The sequence below is a fragment of the Salipiger sp. CCB-MM3 genome (assembly GCF_001687105.1).
In the GTDB taxonomy this organism is placed as follows: Bacteria; Pseudomonadota; Alphaproteobacteria; order Rhodobacterales; family Rhodobacteraceae; genus Salipiger.
Genome location: NZ_CP014598.1, coordinates 40,730 through 58,922, shown reverse-complemented (window position 1 = coordinate 58,922; position 18,193 = coordinate 40,730). Strand labels below are relative to the sequence as shown.

Annotated in this window: 20 protein-coding genes; 6 read left to right on the top strand and 14 right to left on the bottom strand. The window is 64.3% G+C overall.

What is annotated here, in order from left to right:
* The 3 genes from AYJ57_RS22175 to AYJ57_RS22165 are packed head-to-tail and all read right to left on the bottom strand — an operon-like array spanning position 1 to position 1,863.
* Positions 1–366: a flagellar motor switch protein gene (locus AYJ57_RS22175; RefSeq protein WP_066111174.1), complete on the bottom strand. Its 366-nt coding sequence runs from the start codon at positions 364–366 to the stop codon at positions 1–3.
* Positions 350–1,291 (bottom strand): flagellar motor switch protein FliM, encoded by a 942-nt coding sequence (locus AYJ57_RS22170; RefSeq protein ID WP_066111172.1) that lies wholly within the window; start codon positions 1,289–1,291, stop codon positions 350–352. Before AYJ57_RS22170 ends, AYJ57_RS22175 begins: the two co-directional genes overlap by 17 nt.
* Positions 1,288–1,863: a flagellar basal body-associated FliL family protein gene (locus tag AYJ57_RS22165; protein ID WP_066111170.1), complete on the bottom strand. Its 576-nt coding sequence runs from the start codon at positions 1,861–1,863 to the stop codon at positions 1,288–1,290. The genes AYJ57_RS22170 and AYJ57_RS22165 overlap by 4 nt, the downstream gene beginning before the upstream one ends.
* Positions 1,864–2,011: 148 nt before the next feature.
* Between AYJ57_RS22165 and fliF the strand changes: the two genes are divergently transcribed.
* From fliF to AYJ57_RS22140, 5 genes are read left to right on the top strand one after another with little or no spacing between them, the layout of a single operon-like run.
* A complete protein-coding gene (gene fliF, locus AYJ57_RS22160) occupies positions 2,012–3,721 on the top strand; it encodes a flagellar basal-body MS-ring/collar protein FliF (RefSeq protein WP_066111168.1) in 1,710 nt (569 codons plus the stop codon).
* Positions 3,718–4,386: a FliH/SctL family protein gene (locus tag AYJ57_RS22155; protein ID WP_066111166.1), complete on the top strand. Its 669-nt coding sequence runs from the start codon at positions 3,718–3,720 to the stop codon at positions 4,384–4,386. Before fliF ends, AYJ57_RS22155 begins: the two co-directional genes overlap by 4 nt.
* 3 nt (positions 4,387–4,389) lie before the next feature.
* Positions 4,390–4,722 carry a FliM/FliN family flagellar motor switch protein gene (locus AYJ57_RS22150; protein WP_066111163.1) on the top strand — a complete coding sequence of 111 codons (333 nt, stop codon included), beginning with the start codon at positions 4,390–4,392 and terminating at the stop codon, positions 4,720–4,722.
* Positions 4,719–5,570, top strand: a complete 852-nt coding sequence (gene fliP / locus AYJ57_RS22145; RefSeq protein ID WP_066111161.1) for a flagellar type III secretion system pore protein FliP — start codon at positions 4,719–4,721, stop codon at positions 5,568–5,570. Before AYJ57_RS22150 ends, fliP begins: the two co-directional genes overlap by 4 nt.
* A gap of 21 nt (positions 5,571–5,591) precedes the next feature.
* The gene (locus AYJ57_RS22140) at positions 5,592–6,641 is read left to right on the top strand and encodes a flagellar motor switch protein FliG (RefSeq protein ID WP_066111159.1); all 1,050 of its coding nucleotides are present in this window, start codon (positions 5,592–5,594) and stop codon (positions 6,639–6,641) included.
* Between the two features lie 48 nt (positions 6,642–6,689).
* Here the strand turns inward: AYJ57_RS22140 and AYJ57_RS22135 are convergent, their stop codons facing one another.
* The 7 genes from AYJ57_RS22135 to AYJ57_RS22105 all read right to left on the bottom strand — a co-directional run bounded on the left by AYJ57_RS22135 (position 6,690) and on the right by AYJ57_RS22105 (position 11,386).
* Positions 6,690–7,511 (bottom strand): DUF1217 domain-containing protein, encoded by an 822-nt coding sequence (locus AYJ57_RS22135; RefSeq protein ID WP_066111157.1) that lies wholly within the window; start codon positions 7,509–7,511, stop codon positions 6,690–6,692.
* The gene (locus AYJ57_RS22130; RefSeq protein ID WP_066111155.1) at positions 7,508–7,942 is read right to left on the bottom strand and encodes a flagellar biosynthesis repressor FlbT; all 435 of its coding nucleotides are present in this window, start codon (positions 7,940–7,942) and stop codon (positions 7,508–7,510) included. Before AYJ57_RS22130 ends, AYJ57_RS22135 begins: the two co-directional genes overlap by 4 nt.
* Entirely contained in the window at positions 7,911–8,348 is a 438-nt protein-coding gene (locus tag AYJ57_RS22125; protein WP_066111477.1) for a flagellar biosynthesis regulator FlaF, read from the bottom strand. The genes AYJ57_RS22130 and AYJ57_RS22125 overlap by 32 nt, the downstream gene beginning before the upstream one ends.
* Positions 8,349–8,488: 140 nt before the next feature.
* Positions 8,489–9,421 (bottom strand): flagellin N-terminal helical domain-containing protein, encoded by a 933-nt coding sequence (locus AYJ57_RS22120; protein ID WP_066111153.1) that lies wholly within the window; start codon positions 9,419–9,421, stop codon positions 8,489–8,491.
* 112 nt (positions 9,422–9,533) lie between these two features.
* On the bottom strand, positions 9,534–9,944 hold the full coding sequence (locus tag AYJ57_RS22115; protein WP_066111151.1) for a hypothetical protein: 411 nt from the start codon (positions 9,942–9,944) through the stop codon (positions 9,534–9,536).
* Positions 9,941–10,261, bottom strand: a complete 321-nt coding sequence (locus tag AYJ57_RS22110) for a rod-binding protein (RefSeq protein WP_066111149.1) — start codon at positions 10,259–10,261, stop codon at positions 9,941–9,943. The genes AYJ57_RS22115 and AYJ57_RS22110 overlap by 4 nt, the downstream gene beginning before the upstream one ends.
* Positions 10,262–10,273: 12 nt before the next feature.
* On the bottom strand, positions 10,274–11,386 hold the full coding sequence (locus AYJ57_RS22105) for a flagellar basal body P-ring protein FlgI (RefSeq protein WP_066111147.1): 1,113 nt from the start codon (positions 11,384–11,386) through the stop codon (positions 10,274–10,276).
* A 199-nt stretch (positions 11,387–11,585) separates the two neighbouring features.
* Between AYJ57_RS22105 and AYJ57_RS22100 the strand changes: the two genes are divergently transcribed.
* Positions 11,586–12,350, top strand: coding sequence for a response regulator transcription factor (locus tag AYJ57_RS22100; RefSeq protein ID WP_066111145.1), 765 nt, complete (start codon positions 11,586–11,588; stop codon positions 12,348–12,350).
* On the opposite strand, the gene AYJ57_RS22095 is transcribed toward AYJ57_RS22100, so the two are convergent.
* The 4 genes from AYJ57_RS22095 to AYJ57_RS22080 form a co-directional block, all read right to left on the bottom strand.
* A complete protein-coding gene (locus AYJ57_RS22095; protein WP_066111143.1) occupies positions 12,315–13,376 on the bottom strand; it encodes a flagellin in 1,062 nt (353 codons plus the stop codon). The two genes, AYJ57_RS22100 and AYJ57_RS22095, sit on opposite strands and share 36 nt — an antisense overlap.
* Before the next feature lie 14 nt (positions 13,377–13,390).
* Positions 13,391–14,803 carry a flagellar hook-associated protein FlgK gene (gene flgK / locus AYJ57_RS22090; RefSeq protein ID WP_066111141.1) on the bottom strand — a complete coding sequence of 471 codons (1,413 nt, stop codon included), beginning with the start codon at positions 14,801–14,803 and terminating at the stop codon, positions 13,391–13,393.
* A 23-nt stretch (positions 14,804–14,826) separates the two neighbouring features.
* Positions 14,827–16,128, bottom strand: coding sequence for a flagellar hook protein FlgE (locus tag AYJ57_RS22085; protein WP_066111139.1), 1,302 nt, complete (start codon positions 16,126–16,128; stop codon positions 14,827–14,829).
* Between the two features lie 144 nt (positions 16,129–16,272).
* On the bottom strand, positions 16,273–18,078 hold the full coding sequence (locus AYJ57_RS22080) for a hypothetical protein (RefSeq protein ID WP_066111137.1): 1,806 nt from the start codon (positions 18,076–18,078) through the stop codon (positions 16,273–16,275).
* Positions 18,079–18,193 lie beyond the last annotated feature (115 nt).

Sequence of the window (18,193 nt, the reverse complement as noted above, 5' to 3'; positions counted from 1 at the left end):
TCAGGCCTCGCGGTTGCGCACGGTTTCGAAGAACCCGCGCACCAGTTCGGATTTGCCAGACACAGACGCCGTGCCATTGGGCCGCGACGGCCGTTCGCGGGTGGTGCGGAACGAGGGCGCCTCGTCACGGGACACCTCGGGTTCACGCTGGCGGCGCGCGCGCTGGTCGGCGACCTGCTCGCCCGCGCTGCGCAGGGCGGTGACCGTGCTTTCGGATTTGTCCACCGCGGCCGAGAAACTGCCGATCATCGGCTCGAGGTCCTTGAGCGCCGCCATCAGCACCCGCACCCGGCGGTCAACGACCCACGCATAGGTGAGCGTTCCGACGAGCAGCACCAGAATGGCAATGTCAATCAAGAAGGACATCTGGCAATTCCTCTTCTTCGTACAATTTATCTGAAACTTTGAGGGCGATCTTGCCGTTCTTCCGGCGCCCCACTTCGGCCTTCGCGATATCCTTGCCGATCACCGAAATGGTGACCGGGTCATCCACCTGCATGCCCAGATCGAGCACCTGCCCCGGCATCCACGACAGCACGTCGCGCAGCGGCATCACCGCCTGCCCCAGCACCGCCGAGACCGGGATCGCCGTGGTGCCCAGCTTCTCGGTGAGCTTCAGGCGCCAGCCCGTGTCGCCGCCAAGCTGGCCCCCGGTGAAGTTCTGCGAAAGCACGTCGCCGACGCTGTCGAAGGCGGTGTTGGGCAGCAGGAAGACCATTTCGCTTACCCGGTCCTCGATGTTGAGGCTGAGCACCGCGCGCGCGCAGGAACTGGTCGGCGGCGCCAGAAGCAGCGCCTTGGGATTGGTCTCGAGGTGGCTAACCTCGAACTTCACGGGCGTGACCTTCTCGAAGGCCGACGAAAGCTCGCCCAGCGTCTTCTCGCAAAAGCTCTTGCCGACGCGCTTTTCGATCCCGGTGAAACTGCGGGCGCTGCGCGGGCTTTCCGGCACGGTGCGTCCGCCGAAGGTAATCTCCAGAACCGAATAGAGCAGATCGGGGCGCATGACCGCGGCGATCGTACCGTTCCATTCAAGGGCCTCGGTGACGGCGATCAGCGAGGGATCGGGCAGCGCGTCGATGGCGTCCTGACAGGTCAAATAGTCGACCTGTTTGAGCGTCACATCGACCATCGCGCCGAGGTAGCTTTTCAGCACCTGCGCCAGCGACAGAGCAAAGCGGTCAAAGACCACCTCGAGCATGGGCAGCCGGGTGTAAGAGCGTTTCGCGCGCTCGACGATCAGTTCTTCGACCGCCCGTGTGTCGATGGTGATTTCGCTGTGCTCGGTCATTGGATGATGAGATCCGCGATGAGGAATTCCTGCGGTGCTTCGCTGTCGGTGATCGCCCGCGCCCGGCGCAGCAGCTCGGCCTTCAGCTTCGTCAGCCCGATCGAGCCCTGCAGATCGCTTTCGTTGAGCTGCCGGAGATAATCCTGAAAACTGTCGCGCATGAAGAGTTGGCGGCCCTCGATCTTCTCGGAGCCTGCGATGCGCGAGTCATAAACGATGGCGAGGTTGAGCTTCAGGAACCGCGTGGTCTGCCGCCCGGTGGCCGTGGTCGCAGTGATGTTGACGATGATCTCTTGAAACGGCAGCACGACGATATGCTCGTCGGCGCTGAGGCTCTGCGCGCCGGGGCCCTGCGGCGCGCCATGGGCGTCGGTGCCGCCATGTGCCTCGTCGGGAACGGCTGCGGGGGGCTCTCCGGTGATCAGCGACATCAACTGCCCCGGGCCGGCCGAGGCCAGAAGGCCGATCAGCAGGGCCAGCGTGCAGGCAAGCGCAACGGCAAGCCCAATGATGAGCTTGCCCTTTTTGGAGCCGCCGCCAGCCCCATTTTCCGTTGTTGTTGCGTCAGCCATGAACCGTCATCGGCAGTGGGGGTTAATCTTGTAATATTATGGGCCGGTTCTTCGCGTTAAGCAAGCAGAACCTCTGGTATAGTTCTTGATGATCAAGAACAGTTGTGTTTATTCTTGCTGTGGGTGACAGGGCAGGACAACGAGACACGTGCAGGCGCTACTGGAAAATCTGAAATCGCTGGGCTGGAAGCGCCTGTCGGTGCTGGGCGGAACGGGCCTAGCGCTTGTTGTTGCTTTGTTTTTCGGCCTGTCGGTGGTGACCACGCCCGACTATGTCTCGCTCTACCGCGATCTCAATCCGGCGGATGCGGCCCGCATCGTCGACTCGCTTGACGCAGCAGGCATCCGCAGCCGCACCGACACCGCAGGCACCGCCGTCAGCGTTCCCGCCGAAGAAATGGCGCGTGCCCGTATGGAGCTTGCCTCGCTTGGACTGCCCAGCGAGGGCACGCCGGGCTGGGAACTCTTCGACGAGCAGAGCGGGCTGGGCATGAACAGTTTCATGCAGCGAGTGAACCGGATGCGCGCGATGGAGGGCGAGTTGGCCCGCTCGATCCAGACAATCGACGGGGTCGAGGCCGCGCGAGTTCACCTCGTGCTGCCCGAGCGCGAGCCTTTCACCCGCGAGCGCCCTACCCCGTCGGCCTCGGTGATCGTGCGCGGCTCCCGGCAGATCGGCATGAAGCAAGCCCACGCGATTCGCTCTCTGGTTGCGTCCGCCGTGCCCGATCTCGCCCCTGCGCAGGTCACCGTGCTCTCGGCGTCGGGCGAGACGATCCTTGCGGATGATGGCGAGGCGGGCAGCGAGGCGTCGCTGCAATCGGCGCGGGCGCAGATCGAGGACCGGCTGAGCCAGCGCATCAATCAGATCCTCTCGGCCCGGGTCGGCGCGGGCAACGCGCGGGTCACTGTCAGCGTCGACCTCACCAGCGAACGGCAGGTCGTGCGCGAGCAGAGCTATGATCCCGATCAGCGGGTTGTGCGCTCGACCGAGACCCGCGAGGAGGTGACGCAGGACCAGCGTGCCGCGGGCGGTGAAGTCGGTGTCGCCGATGACGTGCCCGCCGCTCTGGCCGACGCGGTGCCCGGCGGCAACACCAACAGCTCGAACACCAACAACGAGATCGTCAACTACGAGATCGGCGGCAAGCAGGTCGAGACCGTGCGCGAACCCGGTGACGTCGAGCGCATGTCGGTCGCGGTGCTGGTGAACGGCATCTACAACGTGCAGCCCGACGGGTCGGTGGAATACGAAGAGCGCAGCGCCGAAGAGCTGGACCGGCTGGAAGCCCTTGTGCAAAGCGCCATGGGCTTTGACGAGGCGCGCGGAGACAGCATCGAGGTGGTGAGCCTGCGCTTCATGGATTACTCGATGGACGTGGGGGAGCCGGTTTCGCGCAGCTTCACGCAGATCCTTTCCGAGAATATCGGCACCATCCTGCGCGGGCTCTTTGCGCTGGCGCTTGTGGCCGCCGTGCTGATCCTCGGTGTGCGTCCGGCGCTGAACCGCCTGATGGTCGCCAACGAGGGTGAAGGCGAGGCCGCTGGCGGCCTTCCGGCCCCTCCCGCCGCCCCGGCCCTGCCGGGCGCTCAGGGCGCTCAGGGGCAGGCCGGTCAGAACAACGTCACCCACATTCATTCGGCGCAACAGGGCGGCAACCGCGACGAGACGGTCTATCACAGCGGCACCGTGCTCGACCCGCTGCCCGACGGGTCCGACGAGATGGTGGCCGTGGCTTCGGTGCAGGGCGGCGTGCAGCGCGGCTGGATCAACACCGTGGGCGAGCTGATCGAACGTGAGCCCGAAGACGCGATCAAAGTGGTGAAGAGCTGGCTGGCAGAAGGGTCCGCGACATGAGCTTCATCTTCGACCGTAATTTCGATGCCGAGGCAGAGGCCGCCGCGCGCGGCCAGCAGGTCCGCGCCGGGGCGATCTACACCCGCGCCGAATTCGACGCGGCGGTGGCCAAGGCCCATGCCGAAGGGCTTGAGGCCGGGCTGTCGCAGGGCCGCGACGAAGCCTCTCAGGCGGCGCAGCAAAGCGCCAGCGCCCGTCAGGTGAGCGCGCTCGAGGCGGTCGCTCCGGCGCTGCAGGCGCTCTATGTCGATGCCGACGCGCATCACGCCGTGCTCGAAGCGCAGATGGTTGGCTTTGCCCTGTCGGTGCTGCGGCAGGTGGCCCCGGCGGCCAGCGCCTCGCTGTCTGAGGCGGAGGCCACGCAGGAAGCCCGCAGCGCGGTGCGCATGGCGCTTGGCGCGGCGGAGCTGAAGCTGTGGTTCGCCCCCGAGGCAACGGAACGCGCCAGCGCCGAGGTGCATCGGATCGCCCGGCAGTCGGGCTTTGGCGGGCGTCTGGAAGTGAAATCCGATCCCTCCCTCGCCGCCGGTGACGTGCGGGCGGAATGGGACCACGGCGTGATGAGCTACAGTTTCAACGACATCTGTCAGCGGATCCTCGGCGCGCTCGAGGACAGCAAGGCGCGGATCGACGCTGCCATCGGGCAGGATCAGGCAGGAGAATAAGAGATGGCTGACGAGGCAGAAACCAAGCAGGAAGAGATCGGCGCCGAGGCCGCGCCCAAACCCGCGCCGGGCAAACCGGACAGTCAGGGCATCGACGCGATGCTCAACGTCGGGCTGAACGTTCAGATCGTGCTGGGCCAGACCCGGATGCCGATTGCGCAGCTGCTCAAGCTCAGCCGGGGCTCGATCATCGAGCTCGACAAGAGCATCGGCCAGCCGGTCGAGGTGATGATCAACGAGCGCCTCGTGGCGCGCGGCGATCTGGTGCGGCTGCCGGACGACCGGCTTGGGGTCTCGCTGATCGAGATCGTCAAGGATTACGTGTCCGAAGAATGACCCAGCGATGCGGCCAGCTTGGAACGGTGCTGACCTGCCTGCTTCTGGCGGTGGGGCTGTTTCTTGCGGCTGCGGGCAGCGTGCACGCGCAATCGGCGGGCTCGGATCTTCTGGGCGCGATCGGGGATGCGCTGAGTTCCGCCCCGGCGGGCTCGGACGAGCGGGCAACGCTGTCGGGACGGATCATCCAGCTGATCGCGGCGATGACCGTGCTGTCGCTGGCGCCGGGCCTTCTGGTGATCATGACCAGCTTCACCCGCTTCGTGATCGTCTTTTCCATGCTGCGCTCGGCGCTCGGGCTCAATCAGACGCCGCCCAACATGGTGCTGACCGCCATGGCGCTGTTCATGACCTTCTTTGTCATGCAGCCGGTGTTCGAGGATGCGTGGGACGGCGGCGTGCGGCCGCTGATGGAGAACTCGATCACCGAAGAGCAGGCGCTGGAGCGGATCGGCGCGCCCTTCAAGGCCTTCATGTACGTCAACACGCGCGAGAAGGATCTGGCGCTGTTTCATGACTACGCTGCGCGCAGCGATGCCGGCGGCGCAGCGGTGGAGCCGGGTCCGGTGCCTACGACGCCCGAGGCGGCCGGCTGGCGCGAACTTGTGCCCTCTTTCATGATCTCTGAACTGCGGCGGGCCTTCTCGATCGGCTTTCTGATCTACCTGCCGTTTCTGGTGATTGACCTGATCGTCGCCTCTGTGTTGATGAGCGCGGGCATGATGATGCTGCCGCCGGTGCTGATCTCGCTGCCGTTCAAGGTGATCTTCTTCGTGCTGATCGACGGCTGGTACATGCTGGCCGGAAGTTTGATGGAAAGCTATTTGCCCCTCGCTGGTGGGGGATAAACCTATGATTGGAGCCTCCTGATGGCTGCTGCGAACGTGCAACGCACCACCACCTCCGACCCTGCCCCGACGCGGCGCAAGCTGTCGGGCCCGCAGAAGGCCGCGATCCTGTTCCTCTGTCTGGGCGAAAAGCGCGGCTCTGCCCTGATGCAGCAGCTCGACGACGACGAGATCCAGCGCGTGACCCGCGCCATGTCGGGCCTTGGCTCGATCTCCTCCGAGACGGTCGAGCAGGTGCTGAGCGATTTCGTCGAGGGAATGACCAACGGCGGCGGGGTCGTCGGATCCTTCGCGGTGGCCGAGAACCTGCTGCGCTCGCTGCTGCCCGGCGATCAGGTCGAGGGCATCCTCAAGGACATCCGTGGCCCGCTCAAGGAGCGGGACCTCTGGGCGCGCTTCAGCGGGCTGTCCGAGAATGTCATCGCCAACTACCTCAAGGGCGAGCACGAGCAGACCGTCGCGGCGATCCTGACCAATGTGCGCACGGATGTGACCGCCAAGGTGCTGCCGCTCCTTGGGCCGGAAAAGATGAACTCCGTGGTCGAGCGGATGATCCGCATGGAGGCGGTGCCGCACCACATGATGCGGCAGATCGAGGAGTCGCTGCAGAGCGACATCATCAATGCCGGGGCCCAGCCCACCGCGACCGAGCAGCACCAGCGGATGGCGGATCTGTTCAACAAGCTCGACCGGGGTGCCTTCGACGCGATGGCCCCTCAGCTCGAAGCCACGATCCCCGATGCGTTCATGGCCATCAAGGCCAAGATGTTCACCTTCGAAGACCTCGTGAAGCTCGAGCCGATGGATCTTGCGCGGATCATGCGCGGCGTGCCCGGCAACACGCTGCCCACCGCGCTGCGCGGGGCCAGTCAGGATGCGCGCGACGCCTTCCTCAACGCCCTGCCGGGGCGCTCGCGGGATATGTTGGTCGAAGAGATGGAGGGCATGGGCCCGGTGCGTCGCCGCGACGTGAACGCAGCGCAGACCCTGATGCTTGACTATGCGCGCCAGCTGGCGGACGAGGATCAAATCCGTCTGCCGCTCGGCGACGACGAAGACGAGGTTTACTGATCGGGCCAGAAGAGCGGGTCCGGGCCTATCGAAAGGCCCGGGTTTGCGTCAGCGCAGTTTGTAGCCGCTGAACCCTTGGATGCTTTCGATGTCGATGGTCACCGGCACGAAGCTGCCCGAGCTGTTGCTTATGGTGCTGCTCATCAGCTGAACCGCTGCGTTGGTTGAGCTCAGGTCGGCGTTGGCGTCGGTGATCGCCACGTATTTCTGCACGAGGCTTTCCACGTAATCCGCATCGCCCAGCCGGTCAATGTCGATGCGCCGCGCGATCAGCGCCGCCTGTTTGTCGATATCACCGCTGGCGATTTCGTCGGGCAGGCCAAGCGCGGTGCGCACAAACTCGGCCATATCCTCATCTGCAAGGATCTCATAGGCGCTGGTCACCTCTGCGGCCTTGCGGCGGAACTCCAGCAGCGTGCCGAGCGCCTCATTGTCCTCGGCTTTCGAGTTCACATAGGTGGTGTCCACATAGGCCGCGACGATGGTCGCCTTCCAGTCGTCGTCGACGGTGTTGAGGTTCGCCATGCCGTCTTCGCTGAAGCCCATGGCGTTGTAGAAGGTCTCGAAGCGGTCATCGGTGAGCCGGTTCACCAACGCCTCGTCGTCTTCGATGTTGCTCTTTAGGACCTTCTCCATCATCGCCTTGCCGAAGATCTGATCCTCGAGATCATAGGCTTTCATGACGAAGCTGTAGAGTTTGTAGTCGTCCATCAGATCGTCGACGGTTTCGACGTTCTCGATGTTTTCCATGAAGTATTCGATCGCGCGCTGATGTTCCGCCTCGCTCTCGATCATCTCCTTTTCCTTGTCTTCCGTCTTGTCGATGATGCGGAGGGCAAGGCTGGTGGACAGGCCGTAAACCGAAATCATGTGGAGATCCTCGTTTGATCGCCGGCCGAAGCGTCTTCGCCGGGCGGCGGGCCGAGCACTTCGTCTTCGCGTTTGATCAGGGGGCGGAGCTGGCGCAGGGCGGCGAAATATTCGCTCTGGCTGACGTTGTTGGCGGCTTCAAACACATGGCTGCGCAGCTCTGTGCCGAAGGCCGTGGCCAGTTTGGCCAACTGCTGCTGCGCGGCACTGGCCAGCTTGTCGCGGCGTTCGGGATAGATCAGCGCGCTCTGGATGAGGAAATAGGCGGCGCGCACCGGGGTGGCGGCGGCCTCCGGTTTCAGAAGGTCAGTCTCGCGGATGATGTCGGCGCGGTTTTCGATGGTCAGCGTGCTCTTGCGCCCGCCGTTCCGCATCATGCAGCCGTTAACGACAATCCGTTCATACGGTTTTAGCGTAAGGTTGAGCGCCATCTTGATCCACCCCTGACACGGCCGGACGCGCGGCAGAGAGCCCGGCAAGAATACTGTGGTTCACGTCTATCAGGGCCGCGAGCCCCTCGCCACCTCCGATCACCGCGCCGCAGGTGCGGTCGGCCCAGAGCGAGATCGACAGAAGGTTCGCGCGCAGCGCCTCGGGCAGCGCGTTGCGGTTGCTGGACAGATCGTCGCGCAACTGACCCCAGAGTTTGCGGTTCTGGGCGACGGCCTCGCGCAGGCCATCGGCGAGGATGGCGTGGCGTGCAGATCGGTCCTTTGCGGCGGACCAGCTGTCGCGGTGCAGTTCCATGGCGCCAGTGATGCGCGAGAAGACCCGGGCTTCGATCTGGCGCGGCGACTCGCTTTCGCGGATCGTGCGTTTGTATGCGGAGATGCTCATTCCGTTCCTGCCTTTGCTCCCCCGACGATCTGCGGGGTGACCTGTAAGCCGGGCCCGGTTTGTCCGATGCTCCGACGGAAAGGGGGCGCCTGTGGCGCCCCCTCATTATGCCATCAGAAGTTGTGTCACTTCCAGAGAAATTACTGGAACAGCGACAGAATATTCTGCGGCGAGGAGTTGGCGATCGACAGCGACTGCGTGGCCAGCTGTTGCTGAACCTGCAGCGCCTGAAGCCGTGCCGCTTCCTCTTCCATGTCTGCGTCGATCATCGCGCCGATGCCGCTGTCGATGTTGTCGACAACCGCCGTCAGGAATTCCTGCTGGTTCTCGATCGACTGCTCGGACTGGCCAAGCTTGGTTGCGATATCGGTGGTCAGACCCAGCACGCTTTCTGCCGAGGACAGAGCGTTCGCAAGGAAGGTCGCGCCGGTGGACGCGTTGTTCGCAGCAGTTGCGAAGCCAGTGGCCAGCGTTTTGAAGCCATCGACGAGGACTGCGAGATCATGCTCGGAGACCTCGATCGACGTGGTGCCGAAAGAGCCGCCGGCACGGCTGATGCCGGTGACAACATCACGCGTAGCGCCTGCTGCGGAGTTGGCGTTGGTGCCGAGGGCCAGGACACCTGCGGTTGCCGAAGCGCCGGAGATGTTGGTGGCATAGTCGCCAGCGGCCAGCATGTCGTCGCCGTTGAAGGTCGACTGGCTGAGCGTGGTTTCCATCTGCTTGACCAGCTCGTTGAGATCGTTCTCGATCTCGGTCTGGCCGCCTTCTGCGCCCTGCGCGAAGGAGATCTTGTCGAGGAAGTCCTGCGCCAGATCCTGGATCGTTTCGGCGCCAAGGCGCGCGGTGGCGATCGAGTTCTTGGTCAGGGTCAGACCTTCGTTGATCGACGAGTAGGCCGAGCTGTCGCCCTCCATGGTCTCGGAGATCGAGAAGTAGGCAGCGTTGTCTTTGCCCGACTCAACTTTGAGGCCGGTCGAGATGCGGCTTTGGGTGGACTCGAGGTCCTTGTTGATGCTGCGCAGCGTCGACAGCGCGTTCATCGCGCTTGTGTTGGTATTGATGGAAGACATTGTATCTGCTCCGATTTCTATCGTTGTTCTTCGCCTTTCTGGCGAAAACGGTCCTGCCGTGCGGTCACCGTATCACGTGAGATTGGAGCAAGGAGTTAAAGCAAAGTTAACGCTACACCGAGTGGTCGTAGCGTTGCGTCTGGGTAACGCATTGTGGCTTTTTCGAGCCATCCCTGCCATAAACACCGCGCAGACTTTGGCGTTCGCGGATCCGATCGATCTCGCGGGCCACGGCGCCGGTCGCTTCGGTCATGCGCTGCAGCAGCGACAGGTCGCTGTGAATCAGTTTGCGCAGATCCGAAAGGCGCGCCCGCAGCTTGGCCGAGGCCGCATCTTCGCCTTCCAGAAGCGCCTCGGGGTCGGCGAAGACGGTTTCGATTTCTGTCAGAAGCTCCTGCTTGCGCGGAAAGAGCTCCTCGACCCGGGCCAGTTCACCTTTGCCGATGGCGGCGATCTCGTCGCGCAGCAGCCGTGCCAAGCGGTCAACGAGCGCGGTGGCGCGGGCGGGGGTCATCTCGGTCATGTGGTGCCTCCACGGCGGGCAGATGCGTCATAGGCGGCCATCGCCTGTTCAAGGTTGCGCGCAATGCCCGCGCCGCCCTGTTCGGCCAATTCCTTGCCGAAGGCTTCGGCGAGAAAATAGCGCCATTGCTCTTCGGCCTTGCCGCCGCCGAAGTCGCCCAGATCGACCTCTTTCAGCATCTCATCAACCATCTCGGTGAGGAACATCGCCTCGAATTCCTTGGCGGCGCTGGCCGGTGCGTCCGGAGCGATGGCGCCGGGCTGCGCGATCTGCGCGCCGGTGACCTGCAATGCGGCCATGGATGTTTTCACGTCCATTGGGTCCCTCCCCTAGATGATTTCCAGATCGGCGTGCAGCGCGCCCGCGGCCTTGATCGCCTGCAGGATCGAGATCGTCTGCGTGGCGGTGAGGCCAATGGCATTGAGCGCATCGACGAGCCGCTGAAGGCTGACGTCGGCGCCTTCGAGAATGGTGAAATGCGCTTCCTGTTCGTCGACGCCCACGGTTGTGCGGGGCACGACGACGGTGGTGCCGCCGATGGTGATCGGGTCAGGCTGGCTGACCTCCGGGTCTTCGCGCACCATCACAGTCAGCCCGCCCTGACTGACCGCGACACGGTCGATCCGCACGTCTTCGCCGATGACGATAGTGCCCGAGCGCGCGTCGATCACCACTTTGGCGATAGCATCGGGATCGACGCGGATGTTCTCGACGTCCGACAGAATCCCTGCGACGTCCCCCTTGCCCGCGCCATGCAACGCCACCTCGACCGTTCCGGGATCGAGCGCCGTGGCGGTGTTGGTGCCCATGCGCTTGTTGATCGCATCGGCCATGCGCGTGGCGGTGGTGAAATCGGGATTGCGCAGCGCGAGGCGCACCGAGTCCAGCGTTGCCAGCGAGAATTCGATCTCGTTTTCCACCGTCGCGCCATTCTCGATCCGTGCGACCGTCGGCACGCCTTCGACAACAGAGGCGGCCATGCCCTGCGCCGCGTAGCCAGCGACCGCGATCGGGCCTTGCGCCACGGCGTAGACCTCGCCGTCCGCGCCGGTGAGCGGGGTGACGATCAGCGTGCCGCCGCGCAGCGAGGAGGCGTCGCCCAAGGACGAGACCACCACGTCGATCGGCGAGCCGAGGCGGGCGAAGGGCGGCAACATGGCGGTAACCATGACGGCGGCGGTGTTGCTGGTCTTGATCTGATCGTCCGACATATTGCCGACGCCCAAACGCTCCAGCATCGCCTCGATGCTCTTTTCGGTGAACGGACTGTTGCGCAGACTGTCGCCCGTCCCGTTGAGGCCGACCACGAGCCCGTAACCGACCAATTGGTTTTCCCGCACGCCCTCGAAGGTCGCGATGTCCTTGATGCGGACATCGGACGCCGCGGGAAGCGCGGCAAAGAGCGCCATGAGGGCGGCGCCAAGACAGGCTGCGATACGCATGGAACTCCCTGCGGCTGTGAAGCGGGCTGCGAAGACCGGTATATCAAGAATTAAACATCGGAACAGCTAATTCTTCAACGCTATTTTCTAAACTAACCATGCTATCCTTGTGTATTGCTTGACCAGCCGAGAATTTCTTAGCATGATCTGTGCATCCGATCATGGATAATAAGTGACGGCCGCCCACCGGGAGAGCAGTGTGCATATTTATCTTTACGAGCCACGTTCGAATTCCTTCCGCGGGCTGCTGTCCGAGCTTGATGCCGCGCATTGGCAGACGGTGGCCGTGAGTGACGATTTCTTCGAGCGAGAACTCGACTTGCTGAGCACCGATGGTTACGCCGACCGGCCCGTTCTGCTGTCAGAGCAGCCGCGCACCGTCGAGCACATCTACCGGCTGCGCAAATCCGGCTGCCGCAATCCCATCCTCGTGCTGCGCGACCAGCGCGACCCCGAGGCGGCGATGGAAGCGCTGGATGCGGGCGCGGATGACGATATCGTCGGGCCGCTGACCGGCCCCGAGCTGCGCTCGCGGGTCAATGCGATCACCCGGCGCTTTCACGGTCATGCTGCGGGCTCGGTACAGATCGGCGACATCACCGCGCATTTCGATGGCCGCGACCCGGATGTGGCGGGCACCCCGATGCGCCTGTCGCAGCGCGAACTGGCGATCTTCCAACAGATCGCGCTTGCAGCGCCGCGCGTGGTTTCGAAGGCGGTGATTTATGATGCGGTCTATGGCATGTCCGAGGATCAGCCCTTCGACAAGGTGATCGACGTCTACATCTGCCGGATCCGCAAGAAGATCGAAGAGATGTCGCCCTCGGGCGATCCGCATATCCGCACGATCCGCGGCCGCGGCTACAAGCTGGCTCCGGGGGCCGAGAGCGTGCGGGAGGTCGAGACCCCCCGCCTCAGCCTCGCCGCATCAGGGCATGTAATTCAGAAAGCTCAGCTGGGATAGGCGCGCGGTGACGGTGTAGCTGGCCTCAAGCTGGGTCTGCAGCATCGTCACATTGCTCGCCGCCTCATAGGCATCCACACCATCAAGCTCCAGAAGGCGGCTCTTATACAGGGTCGCGCGGTCGGCGATGCGCTCGTTCTGCGCTTCGATCCGGGCCGAGGAGGATGACACCATGGTTTCGCTCTCCAGCAGGCCGCTGACGCCGGAGCCAAGCGTGCTGACCGCTTCGGTCATCCACGCGCCATAGGCCGCATCATCCTCGATGTCGGAGGGGTCCATGGTGGCCAGCATCGCGAGCCCCTTGATCACTTCGCGGAAGGCCTCGTCATTGGCCTGAACGCCGTAAGTGATGCTGATGCCATCGCCGATCGAGGTGCTGGCCTGGTCGTTGCCGACCGAACCATTGTAGATCAGCGACTGGAAATTGGTGTCCGCGTCGGCGGCGCTGTCGGAGAAGATCGCGTCGAACTGGGCCAGCGCCGCATCGACATCCGCGACCGACGTCAGGCCGCCCGACAGAATGCCTTCGAACACCGCTTCCGGCGAAAGACCGGTGTCGTCCTGAGCCGTGCTCCATTCCTGCAGCGCCGCTGCGGTGCCCGAGGTGCCCGAAAAGAGCGGCTGTCCGGCGTAGGTCTGCGAGGCCTGCGCGATCAGCGACACCAGCGCGCCCTTTGCTGCGGTCTGCAGCCCGGTGGCCGTTCCCGACTGGCTGTCGACGCTGCTCACGGCAAGATCGAGCACCTCCTGCACCGTCTCGCGCATCGAGTTCAGCGACTGGCTGGTCATGTCCAGACGCGAGATCATCACGGTGTTCACCGAGGATTGTGCCTCATCCTTGTCGATCTGCGAATTGAGGTTGAGCGCCTCTGCGGCGCTGACCCCGAGCGACTTGTAGATGTCCGACTTGTAGCCGGTGGAAAGCTCCTGCTCGGCGCGCGCCAAATCGTTGTTGAGCTCGGCGGCCTGATTGCGGCGCAGCAGGCTGGAGTAGAGCGTCGAAGGGCCGGTGCTGAGATAGATCATGGCGGGCTCCGGGATCAGAAGGATTCGATCAGGGTGTCGAGCATGCTCAGCACCGTGCTCATGACCTGAGCGTTTGCCGCATAGGCCTGTTCGATGGTGACCAGCTGCTGCAACTCGTCATCGACGTTGACGCCCATGAAGCCAAGGCGCGTTTCCTGCACCGTCATGGCACCCGCAGCGTAGGATTCGGCCTGCGTCTCGGCGTTGGCGCGGGTGCTGTTCTGGCTGGCGATCAGCGACGACATGTAGCCCGCGAGCGTGGCGCTGTCATCGAGCCCGACCGAGGAGTCGAAGCTGGTCGTGCTATCGAGCGCCGAGATGAAGGCATTGAGCTGCGTGGCGTCATTGGCCTCGCCCTCGGTGGTTGCGGCCATGCCGTCACGCAGCCGCCACAGCGCTCCGCCCTCTTCGGGAAGCACGGCGCTGTTGACCGCGATACGGCCAGCCAGCCCCGCTTCGACCGGATCGCCAAGGGCATCGCCAGCATCGGTAAACAGGCCCGCATCTCCGGCGCCGAGCGAGGCGTCGGCCTCTTCCATCACACTCACCAGAGCGCGCGCCACCTCGTCGAGCTGCGCGCTCATCTCGGGGATGATGTCATTATAGAGCGAGATTTGCCCGGCCAGAGAGCCTTCGGAGATTCCGCGCGCACCGCTGACGCCCGGCGTGATCTCGACGTCGCCCGCACTGAGCACGCCGGTGCTGGCGTCAAAGCTGATCTCGGTCGCGACCTCGCCCTGCAACAGCGCGGTGCCGCCGGTGGTGAAGATCTCGACCCGCCCCTTGGAGTCGGTGCGCAGGGTGAAGTCCATCTGCTCGGCCAGACTGTCGAGCTTGGCGGTCATCTCGTCGCCAAGCGCCATCTCTTGGCTGTCGCTCAGCTTGCCGCTGGCGATCTGTGCGTTCATCTCGGCCAGATCGGCCAGCGCCGAGTTGATGCCCGCGACGTCGGTATTGATCGCGTCGAGCGCCGTGTCGCTGGCCTCGCCGAGCTTTTCCGAAGCGCTGTTGAGCTGATCCGCCAGTTCCTGTGCGTCGGTCACCGCAGCGCGCTGCAACCCGCTGTCCGAAGGCGTGGCCGCAGCCAGCGACAGCGAGCTTTGCAGGTCGGTGAGCCGGGTCAGCAGGGTGCTGTCGGATTCCGTATCCCCCAGCTCCGAGGTGTAGAGCGACAGGCCGGTGGCGATCGCGTCCTGCGTGCCCGTGCGCGAGACCTCGTCGCGGTACTGGCCGTCGAGCGAGCTGCTGACGGCGCGGGTGATCTCGCTGACCGTGACACCGCCCGACGCGCTGCTTTCCATCACCGTCGTGCGCCGGGAATAGGCGGCGTTGTTGGCGTTGGAAATGTTGCTCGAGGTCGTTTGCGCCCAGCGGGAGGTGGTGCTCATCCCGCTGCGCGCCGCGTTGAGGGCCCCGGTAAGGCTCATGATGCGATCCTATCTGCCGTGCGTCAGCGTTTGAGGTTGACCGTTTCGTTCAGCATCTCGTCGGCGGTGGTGATGATCTTGGCGTTCGACGAATAGGCGCGCTGGCGCTGGATCAGGCTGGTCAGCTCCTGCGCGATGTCGACGTTCGATCCTTCGACCCCGCCAGAGGTCAGCGTGCCGGTCTCGCCGGTGCCCGCGGCGCTGAGGTAGAAGGCGCCGGAGTCGTTCGAAACCTGGAAGGTCGAGTTGTTCGAAGTGGCCAGACCGTCGGCATTGGCAAAGGTCGCCAGCGGCACCGAGTAGAGAACCTTGCGGTTGCCGTTGTCGAACAGGCCCCAGACGTCGCCGCTCTCGTCGAACTCGACGCTGGTCAGCACGCCGCTTTCCGCGCCATCGGCTTCCACCGTCATCGGCGTGTAGTCGCCCGCGAACTGGGTCAGCCCGTCGAACTCGTCCGGCGCGCCCAGCGACAGCGTGAGCTGCTGCGGCGTGTCGCCATTGTTGATCGTCAGGGACATCTCGCCGGTCGCGGCGTCGAAGGCAAAGGCGGCGGGCGCCGTGGCCAGCGAGGTGGCGTTTGCATAGCCGGACGGAGAGCCGGCGTTCGCGCCGCTGTTGTTGAAGCTCATGGTGACGGTGCCATAGTCGCCGTCGGTGCCCGAGATGGTGACCTCCCAAGTGTCGTCCACATCGGTGGGCTGGAAGGACAGCGTCAGCCGGTCAGCCTCGCCCAGCGAGTTGTAGAACTCGACCGAGGTGGTGAAGGCATCGCCCGGCTCGTCGACGCCGGTTTCCTGCGAGGGCAGCGTGCCGCTGATCGACACCTCGGTGGTGGCGGTGCCGTTGATGGCTTGGCTTGCGATGTTCACCGGCTCGAGATCGGAGAAGGTCGAGCGGTCCACGGTGCCCAGACTGCCGGTCTCGTCATAGGCATAGCCCATCAGATAGAGCCCCTGACCGTTCACGAGGTTGCCATCCTCATCCGGTGCAAAGCTGCCGTCGCGGGTGAACATGTTGCCGGTGGTGTAGCCGGTTTCGATATTCGAGTTCACCACGAAGAAGCCGCTGCCATTCACCGTGAGGTTCGAGCTCACCGAGGTCTCGGTGTAGCTGCCCTCGGTGCTGTTGGAATGGGTGATCGTCGTCGCCACGCCGGTGGATGTGCCGCCCGTGGCCGAGGTGGAGCCGGAGGTGACCATCTGCGCAAAGCTGCGGCGATAGCCGATGGTGTCGGCGTTCGCGATGTTGTTCGAGATGCGCTCGACCGCGTTCGAGTTTGCCGTCAGGCCGCTGACGCCGGCCGCCATCGCGTTGGAAATACTCATGTCCGTCTCGCCCCATTGGTCGAAGGTGAACCTATCTTCTCCAATCACTTAGGAGGCGCGGGTTTCACCATGGTTAAAATCATCTTTACTTGTGTTAATTCAGCGAGAGGTCGCTGAATCTTGCCTGACCTTGCCGGGGCGCGGTCAGTTCAGTTTGTTGACGTCCGGAAGAACGTCCAGCGTCTCCTGCGCCTTGTCGATCCGCGCCCGCGCCGTGTCTTCGCGCAGGGGCAGCAGCGCCGGTGCATCGGTGGTCAGCCCGCGCGCGATCTCGGCCCAGCCGGGCAGTTCGGTCAGGCTGGGAAACTCGCTGGCAAGCGCCGCCGCACGATCCGCCGCTCCGCTGCGGTGCTCCGACAGCAAGAGGCGGATGGCGTCGGGCAGCGGCATCTCCTTGCCTTCGCGCACATGCAGCGTCTCATAGGCCGCCGCCGCCGCGGGCCAGTCCTTGCGCTCGAAATGCGCCAGCGCCTGAAGCCGCAGGATCTGCGTCGTCTCACCGGCCCCGCCGCTGCTGTCCAGCAGTTCGGCGGTCTGGCCGGTTTCATCGAAATAGCGGGCCGAAACCAGATCGAAGCGTGTCTTCAAATCCGGATCCGTCAAGGTGATCGGCTGCAAAAGCAACGTCCCGAGGGCCTCGAACTGGCCGCCCGCCAGCAGGGTCTCGGCTTCCTTCACCTTGAGGCGCGATAATTGCCCCTCGTCTGCGGTGGTGATGCCCAGGTCCTGCGCCGCCGTAAGGTAGTCGTGAGTGGTGGCATATTCTTCGGCGGCTATCTTGGTTGCGCCAGCCTTGCGGAACGTGTCCGCAAACAGCTCGGAGGCCAGCGCGAAATTCTGAGTAAAGCGGAAGTAACGCGCGATGCGCGCGTGATCGGCCATGAAGCGACCGAGCGGGATCTCTCCCTCAGCGCCCTTGCGGTAAAGCTCTTCGATCAGCGCCCGCGCCTTTTGCTGCGCGGCGGTGGCCTGCGCGCTGCCGGGGCGGCGCGTGACGATGAGGCCATAGCTCTCGATGGCGTCGGTGGCCCGCCCGGCGATCACTTGCAGCGAGGCCAGTTGATCAAGCGTGTCGCCCTCGGAGGCATCGCCGCGCCACATCTCGGTTTCGAGCTTCAGCAGGCGAATGGCCTCGGTGGTGGCCAACGCATCCTTGGTCAGCCCCAATGTGATCAGCGCACGGCGCGCGCGATGTGCCCAGATGTCCTGCCCCTCGATCGCCTGCGTGTAGCTGTCGAAAGCGGCAAGCGGCTGGTCGGCGGATTCGGCGACCTTGCCGAGCAGAAAGTGATAGGCGGTGCCGCCCTTGAGTTCCGGGTAGCCCTCGAAAGCGGCGGCGATGTCCCGCGCAAGCCGCCATTGCCCGGTCTCGATGGCACAATCCAGAAAGCCCGGCAAAACCCGCGCCTGCACGGGCTTCGGGAAGCGCGACAACCGCGTGACCGCGTCGGGCAGAAGCGGACCAGCTTCGGCGCAGGCCGCGTCGCGAATATGCGAGATGGCAAGGAACAGCGGCTGATCGGGCCAGCCGGAATGCGCCGGATCGAGCAATGTGGCGGCGCGCTGAGTAAGCGGTCTGCCGCGCGGATCGATCAGCCCCAGCGCCAGCTCGAAAGACCGCGCCCGAAGCTCATGCGCCGGCGGCACGCCCTCCCCCTCCACCGCCTGCAGCACCGACAGACCCTCGGGCGACATCGCATGGGCAAAGAAGAACTCCGCCAGATCAGTCAGGGCGCGGGCCTGTTCCGGCTGACTGTCCCCGGCGGCGATCACCGCATCCATCAAACGCGCGCGCTCTTCGAGGAAAGGCTGCTCGGCGCGCTGACCGAGATAGAGCGCCGGAGGGTCGATTACCCGCGGCTCGGCAAGCAGCGCATGGGTGAACTGCGCGACCTGCTCTGGCCCTCCCCGCTCGGCGAGCACCGGGCAGGCGCAAAGAAGCAGGGCCATCACGGCCGCATGTTTCCCCACGAATGCACAAGAATAGCTCACCACTTACGCCTGTCTGGTCATCATTATGCTTGCGTTATCTTAGCAAACGCCGCATCATCAGCAAGAAAAGAAT